The organism is Niallia taxi (assembly GCF_004005475.1).
In the GTDB taxonomy this organism is placed as follows: Bacteria; Bacillota; Bacilli; order Bacillales; family Cytobacillaceae; genus Niallia; species Niallia taxi.
The window spans coordinates 337,549-353,892 of sequence record NZ_RZTZ01000003.1; the positions used below are offsets into that span (position 1 = coordinate 337,549).

A 16,344-nucleotide genomic window follows, 5' to 3' on the forward strand; every position below is an offset into this window, starting at 1 on the left:
AAAATACTTGGAATCAATTCCTCTTTTTAGTAATCTTCGTATAAAAAGGCAATAAAAAAAGAGGATTTCCATCCTCTTTTTTTATTGCCTTTATTTATTATTAACAGGCTCATCCTGCATGTTTCCAACAAGGTCTTTCAAATATACTTCCAATTTATCTTTAATATCGTCACGCTTTAAAGCAAGCTCGATTGTTGTTTGGATAAAGCCCAATTGCTCCCCAACATCATATCTATTGCCTTCAAACTCATATGCAAACACTCGTTGGATTTGGTTCAGCTTTTCGATTGCATCTGTCAGCTGAATCTCGCCGCCTGCGCCTACTTCTTGTTCTTCTAAGAAGCGGAAAATTTCCGGAGTGAAAATATAGCGGCCGATAATTGCCAAATTAGATGGAGCTGTACCTTGCTTTGGTTTTTCCACGAATTTTTTCACTTGGTGTCTTCTTCCAGATCCTTCAATTGGATCAACGATACCATAGCGATGTGTTTCTGTATCAGGTACAACCTGTACCCCAATAACAGAGGATAATGTTTCATCGTATTGGGACATTAATTGACCTAAACACGGATCGTCACTGTCCACAATGTCATCACCTAACAACACGGCAAACGGCTCATCACCAATGAAGTTTCTTGCACACCATACAGCATGTCCTAAACCTTTTGGTTCCTTTTGGCGGATATAGTGAATATCTACATTGGATGATTCCTTTACTTTATCGAGAAGGTCGAACTTCTCTTTTGCAACTAGGTTTTCTTCCAATTCCCATGCATTATCGAAATGGTCCTCTATTGCTCTTTTCCCTTTTCCAGTTACAATAATAATGTCTTCGATGCCTGAAGCAACCGCTTCTTCAACAATGTATTGGATAGTCGGTTTGTCAACAATTGGCAGCATTTCCTTTGGCATTGCTTTAGTAGCTGGCAAAAATCTAGTTCCAAGACCTGCAGCTGGTATTATCGCTTTTCTAACTTTAGACATGTATTTACCTCCAAATAATTCCTATCTTACCTCTATTTTAAATGCAATATTATTTATTGTCCACCGATTACAGGCAGGGCAAAAGTTACTATTTTAGTTTATACCTTTATTAGTATACAAAAAAGCAGCCTATCTAATTCATATACAGTGGATAAACTCATTTTAGCCTATTGAAGCAACACATCCCTTCTATAAACAATTATTAATATAATAAATTTGCTGAATTTTATATTCAAATAAGGTCTTTTCTGCTATCTTAAAAGTAGTTTTATCAAAAATTGTCAGGTTATGGAGGTTTTAGCAGAACATGAGATCGGAAAAACCGAAAAAGAAAAAACGAAAATGGCTGCGTATTACAGGATTAATACTACTTATCCTTTTAATTGGTATTGGCGTTTATGGATATACTATTTGGAATTCGTTAACAAGTGCAGTGGATTCTATGCACGAGCCTGTTGACAGAGAAACAACAAAACGGACAGAAACGTTAAATTTAGAGCAACAGGAGCCTTTTTCCGTATTAATGCTTGGTGTCGATGAACGCGACGGAGACAGCGGAAGATCTGATACAATGATTGTTATGACCGTTAATCCAGAGAAAAAATCTGTAAAAATGCTCAGCATTCCTCGCGATACTCGTACAGAAATTGTTGGACACGGAACAACAGATAAGATAAATCACGCCTATGCATTTGGTGGTGTGGCAATGTCTATGGATACTGTCGAGAACTTCCTAGACATACCTATTGATTATTATATGCAAATCAATATGGAAGGTTTTAAGGATATAGTTGATTCTGTCGGCGGAGTCACTGTAAATAATGACCTTGATTTCACGTATGAAGGTGTTCATTTCCCAAAAGGAGAGGTTACCCTTAATGGAGAAAAAGCTCTTAAATTCTCGCGGATGCGATATGAGGACCCTCGTGGAGACTTCGGACGTCAGCTAAGACAGCGCCTAATTATCCAAGCGGTACTAAAAGAAGGTGCGAGTCTTAACTCATTAACGAACTTCGACGATATCTTTGCTGCTTTAAGTAAAAATATTAAAACGAACCTTACATTTGATGAAATGGTAAATATTCAAAAAAACTATAAACAAGCTGCAGGAAATATTGAGCAATTTACGATTAATGGTACAGGCCAGAAGATTGACGGCATTTGGTATTTACTTGTAGATGATGCAGAAAAAACAAAAATCCAAACAGCTTTGAAAGACCATTTATCAGTTAAGTAATACACTCTAGGCTGGAAAGCTATTTTATATCCTGATAATAAAACCGAACTACTTTAGCCATCGTGCCTATTAGTTCGGTTTTTTCATTTTTTATATCTATTCGAATATTTCTTAGTGGAATGGAGCGGAGGCCAATCGACTACTAAGGGTAATAGAGGAAAGGATGAGACCCCGCGGAAAGCGAGTGGGCGCAGCGCAATGAAACGAACTAATTTTTAAAGCCAGACATCATTTAAACATAAAGTCCAATGTTTTAAATGTTAATATCCACCTTCTAGTTTGGTGAATAATGTATTTTATTTTCTTTTAGCCATTTTATCCTATAACAAACACTCGCTATTATGACATATTTTTCAATGTTTTTTCATTTTTATGAAAGACGCTGTCGAATAATATAGAAATACTTGTCAGAATGGTGGAAAGGTTTTAAAATAAGGTAATTAGGAAACAATATATCATAAATTTAAGAACTATGAGAAACAGCTTGGATACCATCCATGCACATTTGCTGCAACGCTAAATAATATAGCAGAATGACTGGCTGTTATTATAACGACTATGGGCACTTCATATATAGGAGGATACAAATGAAAAAAGTAATCACTTATGGCACCTTCGATTTATTGCACTGGGGTCATATCAATATTCTTAAAAGAGCAAAAGAGCTTGGCGACCATTTGACAGTAGCTCTTTCTAGCGATGAGTTCAATGCAATTAAAGATAAAAAGGCTTACCACAGCTATGAAAACAGAAAAATGATTTTAGAAGCTATCCGTTATGTTGATGAAGTAATTCCTGAAAACCATTGGGATCAAAAGGTCACGGACGTGATCGACCACAACATCGATGTATTTGTTATGGGAGATGACTGGGAAGGAAAGTTCGACTTCTTGAAGGATCATTGTGAAGTTGTATACCTGCCAAGGACTGTTGGAATTTCCACTTCTAAAATCAAAAAGGATTTATTCAAGGTTAAGTAATATGATAAGGGAACTTGCGATTTCCTTCTATTTAATGCTATTTTCTTTGTTGTTTCGGATTAGCAGTCTATTCCAGCAACAAAAGAAAATAGTTTTTTGTGTGTCTTTTCCAGAAAATACGCTGGATATAAATGAAAAGCTAATAAAAACCGCTGCAAATAGCCGCTCTATTTTTCTTGCAACAACAGCACAAACGAAAAAATTGCTGGAAGAAAAGCAAATTGGTGAAGTGCTTGATTTCACACCACGTAAGCCATTGCATTTCCTTACAGGAATACGGCATCTTGCAACAGCAAAGGTAGTTGTTCTTGATAATTATTTCGGTTTTCTATCTAGCATTCGATTTAAGCCAAATGTTAAAGTGCTGCAAATCTGGCATGCTGCCGGTGCCATTAAAACGTTCGGCTTAAAGGATTCGAGTATTCAGTCGCGGACAAGCAAAGCAAATCAGCGATTCAAGGCTGTATACAGTCAGTTTCAATATGTAATAACTGGCTCACATGAGATGGATACTATTTTTCATGAAGCATTCTCCATCCAAGAGCAGCAAATCATTCACACAGGAATACCTCGTACCGATATTTTCCTTGATGAAGCACGCAAAAACGAAACAATCAAAAAAATATACAAAGAATACCCACAGTTTGAAAACAAAAGAATCGTTTTATACGCTCCAACCTTTAGAGGCGGAAATAATGGGATGACAAATGCCCAGCTTGATTTACCATTATTAAAAACGAAGCTCAGTGATGACACTATTATGCTGATTAGACTCCACCCCTCCATTAAAGAAAAGGTAGATATACCTGAAATGGATGGCACTGTCTATGATGTATCACAATATCCATATATAAATGAATTACTTTTGATTACAGACCTGCTCATCACAGATTATTCCTCTATCCCTTTTGAGTATTCCTTTATGAGAAGACCAATGGTATTCTTCCCATACGATCTCGAAAGTTATGCAAAAGACAGAGGATTTTGGACAAATTACGAAAACCTCGTCCCTGGACCTGTTGCCTATACAACAGAGGAATTGGCCGTTATTTTGGAAAAAGACAGCTATGATTTGGAACGAGTAGAAACATTTCATAAGCGCTGGAACGAATATTCCACAGGCAAAGCAAGTGAGAACGTTGCTGCACTAATAACAAAATGGTTAAACGACTGAAGATTTTTCTTCAGTCGTTTTTTAAACTATTATGTTAAGATGTTGTTAGAAGTAATAGGTAACCCCCTACAAATTTGCAACGCACACCTTCCCTTGCAAATGAAATCACCACTTACACCTAAGCAATTACACACACTCACAAACCATTTTTTGACGAAATTATACAAAACAAACTCGAATAAGGAAATTTCCTGAAATTTCTCGGGAAATAAACTGTCAGCATTTGTTGATATTTTTGTTGTTTCTTATTCAACCGAATGCGGTATATGTATTATATGAAAAACAATATCCCATTGAAAGGATGATAATCATGAAAATAAAAGCAGGAAGCTGGAGACTACTAACTACACAGGACAAGCAATTCATCTTGCAAACACTTAGCATTCTTTCTAAATACAAGGGTTCTAAATAAAACTCGAATATTGTTATTTCTCATAAATTTCGATAGGCAGTCCATCTGGATCTGCAAAAAATGTAAATCTTTTATCTGTAAACTCATCACGGCGAATATCTTCGACTTCTATAGATTGACTTTGTAAATAAGATACTGTTTCAGCAATGTCATCCACCTCAAATGCGATATGTCGCAAGCCTGCTGCTTCTGGATAACTCGGCCTTTTCTTTGGATTAGGAAATGAGAATAGTTCTAGCTGATAAACATCGTTTACCATAAGGTCGAGTTTATATGAATTACGCTCTTCTCTAAACACTTCTCTAATCGGTTTAAATCCTAAAATATCGACATAAAAGGTCTTAGATATTTGATAATTACTGCAAATAATAGCTATATGATGCACTTTATTGACTTTCATGTGACAACACCATCCAATCACTTTTTTGTATGTAAGAAAAAACGAAGAAATGCAGGCTGCATTTCTCCGCTTTACCATCATGCTTTTTTATGCCATTCCCAAGCACTTTGAATAATGGATTCTAAGCCTCTTTCTGCTTTCCAGCCAAGATCCTCATATATTTTATTGGAAGAAGCAACAAGTCTTGCAGGATCTCCTACCCGTCTGTCAGCTAACACAACATTTGCCTTTTTGCCTGTCACATTTTCACATGTTTCAATAACTTCTTTGACAGAATAACCTACACCATTTCCGAGATTATACGTTTCTGCCTGCTTGCTTCCATCCAATAGTGCTTCCACTCCCTTAATATGAGCAGCTGCCAAATCTGTTACATGGATGTAATCGCGGATACATGTCCCATCCTCTGTCGGATAGTCTGTTCCAAAAACAGAAATAGACTCTCTTTGTCCTAATAAATGCTGTAATATAATTGGAATCAAATGTGTTTCAGGGTCATGTTTCTCACCGATTTCCCCTGATTCATGAGCACCTGCAGCATTAAAATAACGGAAAACAACATAATTCAACCCGTAAGCCTCATGAAAATCCGCCAAAATTTGCTCTACCATCAGCTTGGAGCGTCCATAAGGATTAATTGGAGCTGTATTGGATTTTTCCAAGATAATTTCTTCTTCAGGAATGCCATACGTAGCTGCTGTTGAAGAAAAAATGAAGTTTTTCACATTAAATTTAAGCATCGTTTTCAACAATGTTAAAGTATTAGCAACGTTATTTTCATAGTATTTAAATGGGTCCTGCACTGATTCACCAACAAGACTGAACGCAGCAAAATGCATGACAGCTTTAATTGGATATTTAGAAAATATCGGTTCTAAATCTTCCGCATTCCCTAAATCTCCTTTAATAAATACTGCTCTTTCATCTACAGATTCCTGATGGCCTGTCGCCAAGTTATCAAGGACGATAACCTCTTCCTTTTCCACCAGTTCCTTTACTAGATGACTGCCGATATAGCCGGCACCGCCTACTACTAGTATCATATTAAGTCCCCTTTATTTACATTTTTTGTTCTCACAATCTATTAATACCCGTATATTTTCATTTTAGCACATAGCCAGATAGAAAAAAATTTTCATTGGCAAAATTTCCTTTTTTCATACTTTATACAGGTGCAAATTTCCCTATCAAAAAAAAGGGGATGAGGCAAAACAAAATATTACCTATCTAAACACGAGTGTTAAATAATTACATCTACCTTTGGAACAATGGAGCATGGATTATAAAAAAGAGTACAGCTATTAAATAGAACGTTGCAATACGCTACACCCACTCGCTTTCCGCGGGGAGGAAGCTGATCCTCCTCGTCTTCGCCTGCTGGGTCTCATCTTTCCTTTATTTCCCGCAGGAGTCGAGTGGCAACCCCTCCTTCCACTAAGATTTTTAATTATTGTTTTTTAAATGGAAAACATAAAAAACCAAACCATTAATCAATAAACGATTAAATAGTTCGGTTTTGAATGAGAGTTTATTACTTATGTTCCAGCCTCTTAGTCTGCAGCATTTAATTTCTTTCTCCTATTTTTTAAAACATAATAAAAGAATTCAAGATGACCAACCAAATTACGCTTCCACAATCTTTTCGGTTCCTTCAGCATACGATAAAGCCATTCAAGCCGCAGCTTTCTAAATATCCCTGGAGCTCTTACAGCTTGACCTGATGAAAAGTCTAAAAAAGCACCGACTGCAAAAGTAAGCGTACAGTTCAGCTTTTCCCGATTATCAGCAATCCATTTCTCCTGTATCGGCATGCCAAAGCCGACAAGCAGTATATCCGTTTGTTTGTTATTAATGTCAGCAATGACGGCTTCATTGCTGTCCACATCGAAATAACCATGCTGTTCCCCAACAAACTTTAAATGAGGAAATTGCTGCTGCAGCTTATCAAGAGCTGCTTTAGCAACACCAGGCTTTGCACCAAGTAAATACACATTATATTGTCTGTCCTTTTCCACTTTAAGCCTGTCAAACAATGCTGGAATAAAATCGGTTCCATTTAAGTTTTCCTTAAAAGAAAATCCAAACAGCTTTGCTCCAATTTCTATCCCAATGCCATCATTTAATAAAAAGTCACTATCATTGAGAAGATTTAAATAGCTTTTATCCTTCTGTGCCAAGTTATAACAATGGTCATTTAGAAAGAATACATTTGATTTATGTTTATACTTTAATTTATTTATGACTTCGACGATTGCTTCATTTGTATAAAGCACGTTCACCCCGATATTTCCCATCCACGTCTTTTCCATTTGTTACAGTCTCCTGCCTTGCATAATGTAGCTTCATTATATAGAAATTTAGCTAATGTTACAATTATCGTCTAGTTTCTTTCATTAGAAGCTTGATATTGTTGGAATTTGTCGAAACTTTACACTGCTAAAGACTTTTAAATTGTGAACAAAAAGTGGTAAAATATATATATGTTTTTAAAAGACTTTTCAACTTGTAGTAAGAGAAACAAGCAAAACAAATTATCCAAGATAAAGGCAAACCATTTGAAAGAGTGGGACGCAAAGCTACAGATCTAAGGCAGCTCTTCTGCTATGATGGCTGGGTCACCTTATGAGAATATAAGGAGGTTTTTATTACGGTGTTAAATTTGTTACCAGTAAAAGAACTAGAAACTAGAGATCCAGCAGAACTAGATAGTGAATGGGTAGAATTGGTGCTTGAGGCCAAGCGTTTAGGTCTTACAAGTAAACAAGTAAGTTCATTTCTTTCAGATAAAAAACAAGCAGATAAATAGCTTAACGTAACTTTCTGAAAATTCTTTTAAAAACATTTTTACTGGATATATGTGAAATTCATAGCACAGTTTATGTAAAATAAGACAAACATTTCAGAATTGAAATGTTTGCCCTGTAAAACGTTTCTGTGCTTTTTATCCATACTGCTCCACATCTATTCTTTTTTCATCCTTCATCTTCGAAATTCTATCATGCAGAAACTTATACACTTCATCTTTTATTTCCTCATTTTGCAATGCAAAGTCAATTGTCGTTTTTACAAATCCAAGCTTTTCTCCGACATCATAACGATCACCCTCAAAATCATATGCAAACACACGTTGAATTTGGTTCAGCTGCTGAATGGCATCTGTTAATTGAATTTCACCGCCCGCACCTGTCTGTTGTTTTTCCAAGAACATAAAAATTTCCGGTGTTAATATATATCTGCCAAGAATAGCTAAATTGGAGGGTGCTGTTCCTTTTTCAGGTTTTTCCACAAAGTTTTTCACTTGATATCTTCTGCCCTTATTTTCTCCAGGATCAACAATACCGTACCTGTCTGTAACCTCTTTTGGAACTTGCTGAACACCAATAATGGATGATTGTGTTTCCTCGAATTCATTAATGAGCTGTTTTAAGCATGGGATACCACTTTGGACAATATCATCTCCAAGCAGTACAGCAAATGGCTCATCACCGATGAAGTTTCTTGCACACCAAACAGCATGTCCTAGTCCTTTGGGCTCCTTTTGGCGAATATAATGAATGTCAGCTAAATTGGAGGCAAATCGGACTTTATTCAGCAAATCCTCCTTACCCTTCGCTTCAAGATTCCATTCCAAATCATTGGCACTGTCAAAATGATCCTCAATCGATCTTTTTCCCTTTCCAGTAACAATAATAATGTCCTCAATTCCGGAAGCGACTGCTTCTTCAACTATGTACTGAATTGTTGGCTTATCAACGATTGGCAGCATTTCCTTTGGCATTGCTTTTGTTGCAGGCAGAAATCTAGTTCCAAGTCCTGCTGCTGGTATGATAGCCTTCCTAACTTTTTTCATGGTGTATTCCCTCCTAATGATTATAGGAGTCTATTTCCCTTGTTTCCGTCAGGATAAACTATCACCAGCACTATTAAATATAAGTATTTTTCCGATGGCTTTTTCTGCTTTGTTGACTTAAGCCTTGCGAAATAAGATAAAAAGAAAGTAAAAACAGAATAAAGGCTATAAGAGGATAGATAAGAATCCATTGAGAATAAGACAGGAATGAGCGTGACTGTCCAATTAATCCAGACCATTCATTTGTCATAGACAGATAGATAGAGAAGTCTGGCTGGAATTCCGTTCCTCCGAAAAACAAGTTAAATATCGCCAATTGCCCCATTAAATGAAGCACTTGTATCGTTTCATTTAAATACAAAATAATAAAATCACCTTTAAGAATCGGCCAAATATGCTTTTTCAAAAGATGACTTTTGTTCCCGCCAAGGGTTACGGAGGCCATAATATATAGATTTTCTTTTATTTCCGCCGTTTTAGAATAAACAACATTATATACACCAGGCACACCCAGTGCGGCCATCAGCACTCCTTGAATAAAAATAAGCGCAAAGGATGACAGGCTTGGATTAATATTAATTCCAAGCATAATAAAGTAGATAAGAATAACCGGTGGTATGCTTGTCAATAATGTAATCCGCCCTTGCTTCCCTCTTTTTTTGCCGCTTGCTGCCAAGCCGCCGAAGACACCAGCAATTCCTCCTGCTAGTAGCCGGACTGCTGCAACGATTAAAACTGTAAATACAGTATATTTCGCACCATGCAGAATAAGGGAGAGAATATCCTTTCCCCATTTGTCTGTTCCTAACGGGAATTCCTTAGATGGCGCTAATGGCGGTGCGACAAATTCTGTTCCATTATCTGTCTCCATATAGCCAACCTTGACCTTATAATCTGGAGGATATGGCGCAATGTATGAACCAAAAAGTCCTATCAGTACAAAAAAGGCTAATAAAATAATTCCTGAAACAAGCTGTATATTCCACTTAATCATATTTCGAAATCCTTTCTATCAGAATAATCAGCATGTACAATAAGAAAAAGACTGCTCCATATAGAAGGAATAATGCAACCAGACAGAAAATGACCAAATTATATTGATACCCAAAATAAGCTTGTGTCTGAAAGAAAAGAGCGGTAATACCGTTCAAATTAAATAAATATTCCACAATGAACAGGTTGCTGATCATGATTGCTAGCACTTTATGCATATCTGCTTTTAAATATGGAGTAACATTTGTAGTTACATGATAAAGATAAATGTCCTTTTTCTTAATTCCCTTCGCAATCGCTGTCAGGATATAATCCTGTGTCAGCACATCCTTTGTTTTTTCATTTAGTGCTTTTACTGCATACAATAGTGGAATTATTATTAATGTGATAACTGGCAGCAATACTGCCATATTATCAGAATCAAAGGAAGCAACCTTCGCAAGCTTAATTCCAAAGCTTTTATATACTACCGTAACAAGAAGCTGCAGCAGCAGGATCAAAATAAAATCGGGCAATATCCCCAATAAGCTGATTATCTTACCAAAAAACCGCTCGTTCAACTTCCAAAACCAAATTCCAAACAGAAAGGTTAGGCTGAGCACAACTATACCTGCCATAATTAAGTAATAAAAGGATGAAGCAAAACTATCTCCTATCACCGAAAATATAAATACAGTCCGATCTCCCTGAATAAAATAATAAGCGTCTCCTGTAAAAAGCCCAGTAATAAATGTTTTTATAATGGCAAACATACCTAAGAAATTAAATAAAATATTTCCATCCTCTGCACTAGACAAAACAAGAGGACACGCAGCCAAGCAAAGCAAGAAGAAGAAGCTGAGCAAATGGATGAAAGGACCCTTAAGCATCCTCAAAAGAAACCCTCCTGTCAAAATAAAATACTATTTACATATATAATTCGCTCTACTAAATACCAGCCATACTAATCTACCATATAACTCTCCACCATATCAATTAAAGATTTTAACAATTGGGAATAAAAGCACGAATCTAAAAATAGCATTATATTTATATAATAGAAAAAGCGTCTTGCAGGACGCTTTAAGTGTGAGGAGAATATGGGGAATTGGATTGATTCTTTCTAGAAAGTGACTATGTTTTCCGTAGATTTTTGAAACGAGGAAATAGTTTGTTTTTCTTAAATTGGGAAAGAGTTAATTTAGAGTGTTGGCACGGAGCGTTGAGTTTTGGAGAATTCTTCTTGAATTACAAATTCTAATTGCCGAATACGAACATTTTGCTGTTCCATTTGCTTAATGTTTTTTGCTTGCATCGATATTAGCGCTGAAAGCAAATCAGACATGTTGTCACTACTGGTCTTCATTTTGCCACCTCCTACTTTAATCTTAGTAAATTTAAATGGTAATGAGCTGTTCTTCTCTTTTCGGCTCTAAAAACCGAAAGTATTCAGCAGCGACTTCCGTTACATAAATTCTTTTCCCTTCTTGATTTTCATAATTCCTTGTCTGGATACTGCCGATAATGGCAATTAACAAACCTTTATGACAATAATGTGCAATATGTTCTGCTGCCTTGTTCCAGAAGATGCATGAAATAAAATCTGCTTCATACTCACCTGCTTGATTTCTGTAGCTCCGCTTAACTGCAAGCGTAATATTAGTGACAGAAGTACCTGCTTGAGTCAGCTTTAATTCTGGATCACGAGTCAATCTTCCAACTAATGTCACTTGATTTACCAATGGATCACCCCTTTCTTCCTAGCAAGCTTATCATACTAAATAAGGAGCTAATTGAAAAATCGTCAATCATCAAAAACGCAAAAGTTAGCTAATTGGAAACTCATGTTTCTTTTATAGATTTTTTAAATTTGAAAGGGTAATGACAGGCAAATTTCAGCTATCAACATTCTATTTTTTTCACAAAAAAAGCGGATAAAGCCTGTGGGCTTTATCCGCTTCTTCTTATTGCTCGTATGATGCGATAACCGCTTGTACTTTATCCATCACGCCAGCCTTCAGCTCAGCTAATTTCGCTTGGCTCTCTTCAAGTGATGGGCTAGTAACACTGAAATAGAATTTAGCTTTTGGCTCTGTTCCTGATGGACGTAAGCAGAACCAAGAACCATCTTCCAAATAGTACTTGATAACATTAGATTTCGGAAGGTCGATTAATATTTCCTTCACGCTTTCTGTTCTTTTGCTTGTCTGATAATCTTCGATTGCAACTACTTGCAATCCTTTCACTTCAGATATAGGATCTTGACGGAAGGTATCCATGATGTAGGAAATTTGTTCCGCACCATCTTTACCTTTAAGTGTTAACGATTCAAGTCCTTCTTGATAGAAGCCGTACTTACCAAATACTTCAAGTAAGCCTTCAAACATTGTCATGCCTTTTGCTTTATAGTAAGCTGCAACCTCAGCCGCGAAAATAGCAGATTGGACTGCATCTTTATCACGTACAAAGTCACCGATCAAGTAACCATAGCTCTCCTCATAACCGAATAGGAAAGTATGCTGGTTTGTCTGTTCAAATTCTTTGATTTTTTCTCCAATGAATTTAAAGCCAGTCAATGTGTCAAGTGTCGGAATACCGTAAGCTTCTGCAATCGTTCTGCCGATTTCAGATGTTACGATTGTTTTAATAACAATACCATTTTCAGGAAGGATACCTTTTGCTTTTTTCTCAGAAAGCAAGTATTCCAGCATCAATGCTCCTAATTGGTTACCAGTAAGAACCGTATACTCACCATTCAAGTCCTTCACTGCAACACCAAGACGGTCTGCATCTGGATCTGTTCCTAAAAGGATATCTGCATCAATTTCTTTTCCGTAACGGATGGCAATCTCAAATGCAGCATGCTCTTCCGGGTTTGGTGACTTTACTGTTGAGAAGTTAGCATCTGGCAGCTCTTGCTCCTTAACAACTGTTACATTGCCGAAACCAAATGCTTGCAGTCCTGCACGCACTGGTTTGTTAGCCGTACCGTGTAATGGAGTAAAGACGATTTTCAAGTCCTCAGCTTCTGGAAGCTTATTAAGCTGAATTGTCTTCAATTGCTCCACATACGCTGCATCAACGTCTGCACCTATATATGTCAATAAACCTTGATCTAGTAGCTCTTTTTCTTCAAGCACTTCAATCGTAAGCTCATTTTCTACTGCGTTCACATATTTAATAATAACATCTGCAGCTTCTGGAGGCAGTTGTCCCCCGTCTTCTCCATATGCTTTAAAGCCATTATATTCAGGCGGATTATGGCTTGCAGTGATAACAACACCAGCAAATGTATTGAGGTGACGCACTGCATATGATAACTCAGGGGTTGGACGAAGCTCTTCGAATACATAAGATTTGATACCAAGCTTGCCCACTACTTTTGCAACTTCCAAAGCAAATTCTGGTGATTGGTGGCGAGAGTCATAAGCAACTGCTACACCGCGCTCCATTGCCTCTTTGCCTTGTTCTTGTATGTATTTCCCCAATCCTTGGGCAGCCTTGCGCACTGTATAAATGTTCATACGGTTAATTCCCGGTCCAAGTTCACCGCGCATACCGCCAGTGCCAAATTCTAGATGCTTGTAAAAGCTATCCTCGAGCTGTTTTTCAGATTTTTGCAATTCTTGTAATTGTGCTTTTAAGTTTGTCTCTAAATCTTGAAAGCTAGCCCATTTTTCTACTATATCTTGATACACCATATAGCCAGATTCCCACCTTTGAATAATATTTTTGCCTACCTTAACATTACCTAAATTATGTATTTATGTAAAGGGAAATCAGGGGTATAAACAACTGTTTTCCCTTTTATTAATTAGGTATTTACTCCTGATTTCTTTTCCAAATTTCTGTTAATGGACCACGCGCACCAAATACAGGATCCTTAAGAGGAAATGGGGCATTTATAATTTCTTCCGTTGAATGAAGAAAATCTTCCTCTGTATCCCTTTTTGTATTATAATGCTGTCCATTTGGATATGCTCCAAGCACCTGCAAATCTGGTGTGCCAGACAGCTTCTTATGCCCTGTTCCTGCTGGGATTACCAACACATCGCCAGCGTTAAGAATCACTTTGCTGCCATGTTCGCCGCCAAGCTGCAACAATGCAGATCCCTTCATAATACCAAGCGCCTCATGTGAATCACTATGATAGTGATGATAGGAAAAAATCCCATCCACCCAGCTGTTCCGCCAATTATGAGAGCGAAATATCTTGCCGATATTGTGCTCATTATGTTTGAACACCTGCTTATAGTGAAGAACAGGGAATGTTGGATTATTAGGAATAAAGCCACTTGGTTCAAAATAATACAATGTAACATCTCTTGCCATTTTTAGCCCACTCCCCCTCTATAGCTCTTCTATACCCTTTCTATCAAAAAAAAATTCCTTCAATAATATACTTCTGTATATTTTGTTTTTTCTGATTAAAAAAAGGCTTAAAATTCCAGAAATTCTGCCGATATAGAAGGAACAATAAAGAAATGAAACAAGTGTCTAACGGTCTATTTCCAATTGAATTAAAGATGGTCAGATTGTTATCATTTCCCAGATTTCATATTTTAAAGGAGAAGGACAGGTTATGAATATAAGCATTAGACAAAAACTTATCGGAAGCTTTATCATCGTTTCGCTCATCTTCAGCATTGCTTCCTATTACTCTTACACTAGCTCCAAGAAAACGGAGGAATCCTTTGTTTATCTTATAAACACTGTTGAAGAGCTACGTTCAATCAGCGAACAAATCAAAACAAATACTGCAACACAGGTAGCCAGCTACAGAGGGTTTATGCTTTATGAAACTCCCGAGTTAAAAAGTCAGCTTAACGGTGCAAACAGCAATATTAAGAACCTTGTTGAGCAGGGTAAAAAGCTTGCAACACTTAAAGAAACTAAGGATAGATTGAATCAAATCGAGGAGCTAAACGCTGATTACTTCCAGAAGGCTAATTCCAGCATGAACAGTCTTTCTAGCTCGTCCACAAACAAGGCAGCTGCTGTTGCCGACGGACTTGATGCACTTGAACCGATTTCGAACAACCTGACAGATAGAACAACCTCCTTAATAACATGGCTTAATAATGAAATTTTAGAACCAAAAATGATGGCAGCTCAAGAAGATTCACAGCATCGTACATTGTTCATTCTTATTATCAGTATTGCAGCAACTGTTATAGCCATTGCTGCTGGTGTTATCCAATCGCTGTTTATTGTAAGGCCAATCAGCAAGCTTAAAACTAAAATGCAAAAGGTTGCAGATGGTGATTTAAATACTGAGCCAATGCAGCTTAAAAATAAAGATGAAATATATCATTTAAATGAATCATTTACACAAATGCAAGACAGCTTGAAAGACATGATAACGAAAATCGCAAGCAATGCAGACCATGTTGCTTCCTCTGCAGAACAGCTAAATGCAAGTGCAGACCAATCTGCACGGGCCGCAGAAAATATTACTTCTTCTATACAGCAGATTGCCAGCGGAACAGAGATTACTATGTCGAAAACAGATGATAACTCAAGCTCCTTATTTAATATTCTTGATGGAATCCTGAAAATTGAAAAGGATACGGAGGCTGTTTCCGAGCTTTCTAAAACTGCTTCAGATAATGCTGAAAAAGGCTCTAATTCTATTAGCAGCAGCTTGGCACAAATGGAGTCTATCTCTAATTCCGTTAATCGTTCCAACACTGTCATTGCATCACTATCAGAAAGATCGAAGGAAATTGGGTCTATCATTGATATTATTAGCAATATCGCCGAACAGACGAACCTCCTTGCCTTGAATGCTGCCATAGAGGCTGCACGAGCAGGCGAAAATGGCAAAGGCTTTGCAGTTGTTGCAGACGAAGTGCGTAAGCTTGCAGAGCAGTCCCAAGTTTCTGCAAAGGATATCTCCAGACTATTGAGCGGTATTCAAAAAGATACAGCCGAATCAGTGAATTTGTTAAACGAAGCAAAATCACAAGCAGAGAATGGTGTCAAAATTTCAACAGAAACGGCTGATACATTTGGAGAAATTCTGAACAGCACACAATCTGTTACACCAAAGATTAAAGAGGTTACTGCAACAATCCAGCAAATTGCTTCATATGTGCAGGGTGTTTCAGCATCTGCTGATGAGATTGCTTCCTTATCAAAGGTTAACGGCAGTAATACAGAAGAGGTTGCTTCATCGACCGAAGAACAATTGGCTTCTATGGAGGAGATTAAGGCTTCCGCACAAGTATTGGCTGGCATGGCTGAAGAGCTGATGACAGTTGTAAAACGTTTTAGAATCTAATTTATGTAAGGTAACCCACAAAGCAATTGCCTTGTGGGTTATTTCTTGTTTC

General features: G+C 37.2%; 16 protein-coding genes and 1 riboswitch. Of the genes, 5 read left to right on the plus strand and 11 right to left on the minus strand.

Features of this window, described 5'->3' with window-relative positions; genetic code table 11:
- Positions 1–90 precede the first annotated feature (90 nt).
- Entirely contained in the window at positions 91–984 is an 894-nt protein-coding gene (gene galU, locus EM808_RS10920) for a UTP--glucose-1-phosphate uridylyltransferase GalU (protein ID WP_127738242.1), read from the minus strand.
- A 307-nt stretch (positions 985–1,291) separates the two neighbouring features.
- On the opposite strand from galU (EM808_RS10920), the gene tagU reads away from it, so the two are divergent.
- From tagU to EM808_RS10935, 3 genes are all read left to right on the plus strand, one after another.
- Complete coding sequence (gene tagU / locus EM808_RS10925) at positions 1,292–2,221, plus strand: polyisoprenyl-teichoic acid--peptidoglycan teichoic acid transferase TagU (RefSeq protein ID WP_127738243.1); 930 nt, start codon at positions 1,292–1,294, stop codon at positions 2,219–2,221.
- Positions 2,222–2,808: 587 nt separating this feature from the next.
- Positions 2,809–3,201 (plus strand): glycerol-3-phosphate cytidylyltransferase, encoded by a 393-nt coding sequence (tagD, locus tag EM808_RS10930; protein ID WP_127738244.1) that lies wholly within the window; start codon positions 2,809–2,811, stop codon positions 3,199–3,201.
- A gap of 1 nt (position 3,202) precedes the next feature.
- Positions 3,203–4,375, plus strand: coding sequence for a CDP-glycerol glycerophosphotransferase family protein (locus EM808_RS10935; RefSeq protein WP_127738245.1), 1,173 nt, complete (start codon positions 3,203–3,205; stop codon positions 4,373–4,375).
- Between the two features lie 425 nt (positions 4,376–4,800).
- Here EM808_RS10935 and gloA2 read toward each other — a convergent pair whose 3' ends face one another.
- The 3 genes from gloA2 to EM808_RS10950 form a co-directional block, all read right to left on the minus strand.
- The gene (gene gloA2 / locus EM808_RS10940) at positions 4,801–5,187 is read right to left on the minus strand and encodes an SMU1112c/YaeR family gloxylase I-like metalloprotein (protein ID WP_127738246.1); all 387 of its coding nucleotides are present in this window, start codon (positions 5,185–5,187) and stop codon (positions 4,801–4,803) included.
- 77 nt (positions 5,188–5,264) lie between these two features.
- A complete protein-coding gene (gene galE, locus EM808_RS10945) occupies positions 5,265–6,230 on the minus strand; it encodes a UDP-glucose 4-epimerase GalE (RefSeq protein ID WP_127738247.1) in 966 nt (321 codons plus the stop codon).
- 507 nt (positions 6,231–6,737) lie between these two features.
- Complete coding sequence (locus EM808_RS10950) at positions 6,738–7,496, minus strand: WecB/TagA/CpsF family glycosyltransferase (RefSeq protein WP_127738248.1); 759 nt, start codon at positions 7,494–7,496, stop codon at positions 6,738–6,740.
- Between the two features lie 226 nt (positions 7,497–7,722).
- A riboswitch (cyclic di-GMP riboswitch) is annotated at positions 7,723–7,810 on the plus strand.
- A 27-nt stretch (positions 7,811–7,837) separates the two neighbouring features.
- Between EM808_RS10950 and EM808_RS10955 the strand changes: the two genes are divergently transcribed.
- Positions 7,838–7,993, plus strand: a complete 156-nt coding sequence (locus EM808_RS10955; protein WP_235856594.1) for an anti-repressor SinI family protein — start codon at positions 7,838–7,840, stop codon at positions 7,991–7,993.
- Between the two features lie 135 nt (positions 7,994–8,128).
- Here EM808_RS10955 and galU (EM808_RS10960) read toward each other — a convergent pair whose 3' ends face one another.
- From galU (EM808_RS10960) to EM808_RS10985, 7 genes are all read right to left on the minus strand, one after another.
- Complete coding sequence (gene galU, locus EM808_RS10960; protein WP_127738249.1) at positions 8,129–9,037, minus strand: UTP--glucose-1-phosphate uridylyltransferase GalU; 909 nt, start codon at positions 9,035–9,037, stop codon at positions 8,129–8,131.
- Between the two features lie 73 nt (positions 9,038–9,110).
- Positions 9,111–10,031, minus strand: coding sequence for an ABC transporter permease (locus EM808_RS10965; protein ID WP_127738250.1), 921 nt, complete (start codon positions 10,029–10,031; stop codon positions 9,111–9,113).
- Positions 10,024–10,899: an ABC transporter permease subunit gene (locus EM808_RS10970; protein ID WP_127738358.1), complete on the minus strand. Its 876-nt coding sequence runs from the start codon at positions 10,897–10,899 to the stop codon at positions 10,024–10,026. Before EM808_RS10970 ends, EM808_RS10965 begins: the two co-directional genes overlap by 8 nt.
- A 311-nt stretch (positions 10,900–11,210) precedes the next feature.
- Positions 11,211–11,375, minus strand: coding sequence for a hypothetical protein (locus EM808_RS28540; protein ID WP_164849626.1), 165 nt, complete (start codon positions 11,373–11,375; stop codon positions 11,211–11,213).
- A 31-nt stretch (positions 11,376–11,406) separates the two neighbouring features.
- The gene (gene ssb / locus EM808_RS10975) at positions 11,407–11,751 is read right to left on the minus strand and encodes a single-stranded DNA-binding protein (protein WP_127738251.1); all 345 of its coding nucleotides are present in this window, start codon (positions 11,749–11,751) and stop codon (positions 11,407–11,409) included.
- Between the two features lie 222 nt (positions 11,752–11,973).
- Positions 11,974–13,710: a phospho-sugar mutase gene (locus tag EM808_RS10980; protein ID WP_127738252.1), complete on the minus strand. Its 1,737-nt coding sequence runs from the start codon at positions 13,708–13,710 to the stop codon at positions 11,974–11,976.
- A 121-nt stretch (positions 13,711–13,831) separates the two neighbouring features.
- The gene (locus tag EM808_RS10985) at positions 13,832–14,341 is read right to left on the minus strand and encodes a cupin domain-containing protein (protein ID WP_127738253.1); all 510 of its coding nucleotides are present in this window, start codon (positions 14,339–14,341) and stop codon (positions 13,832–13,834) included.
- Between the two features lie 250 nt (positions 14,342–14,591).
- Between EM808_RS10985 and EM808_RS10990 the strand changes: the two genes are divergently transcribed.
- On the plus strand, positions 14,592–16,292 hold the full coding sequence (locus tag EM808_RS10990) for a HAMP domain-containing methyl-accepting chemotaxis protein (protein WP_127738254.1): 1,701 nt from the start codon (positions 14,592–14,594) through the stop codon (positions 16,290–16,292).
- Positions 16,293–16,344: the final 52 nt, after the last annotated feature.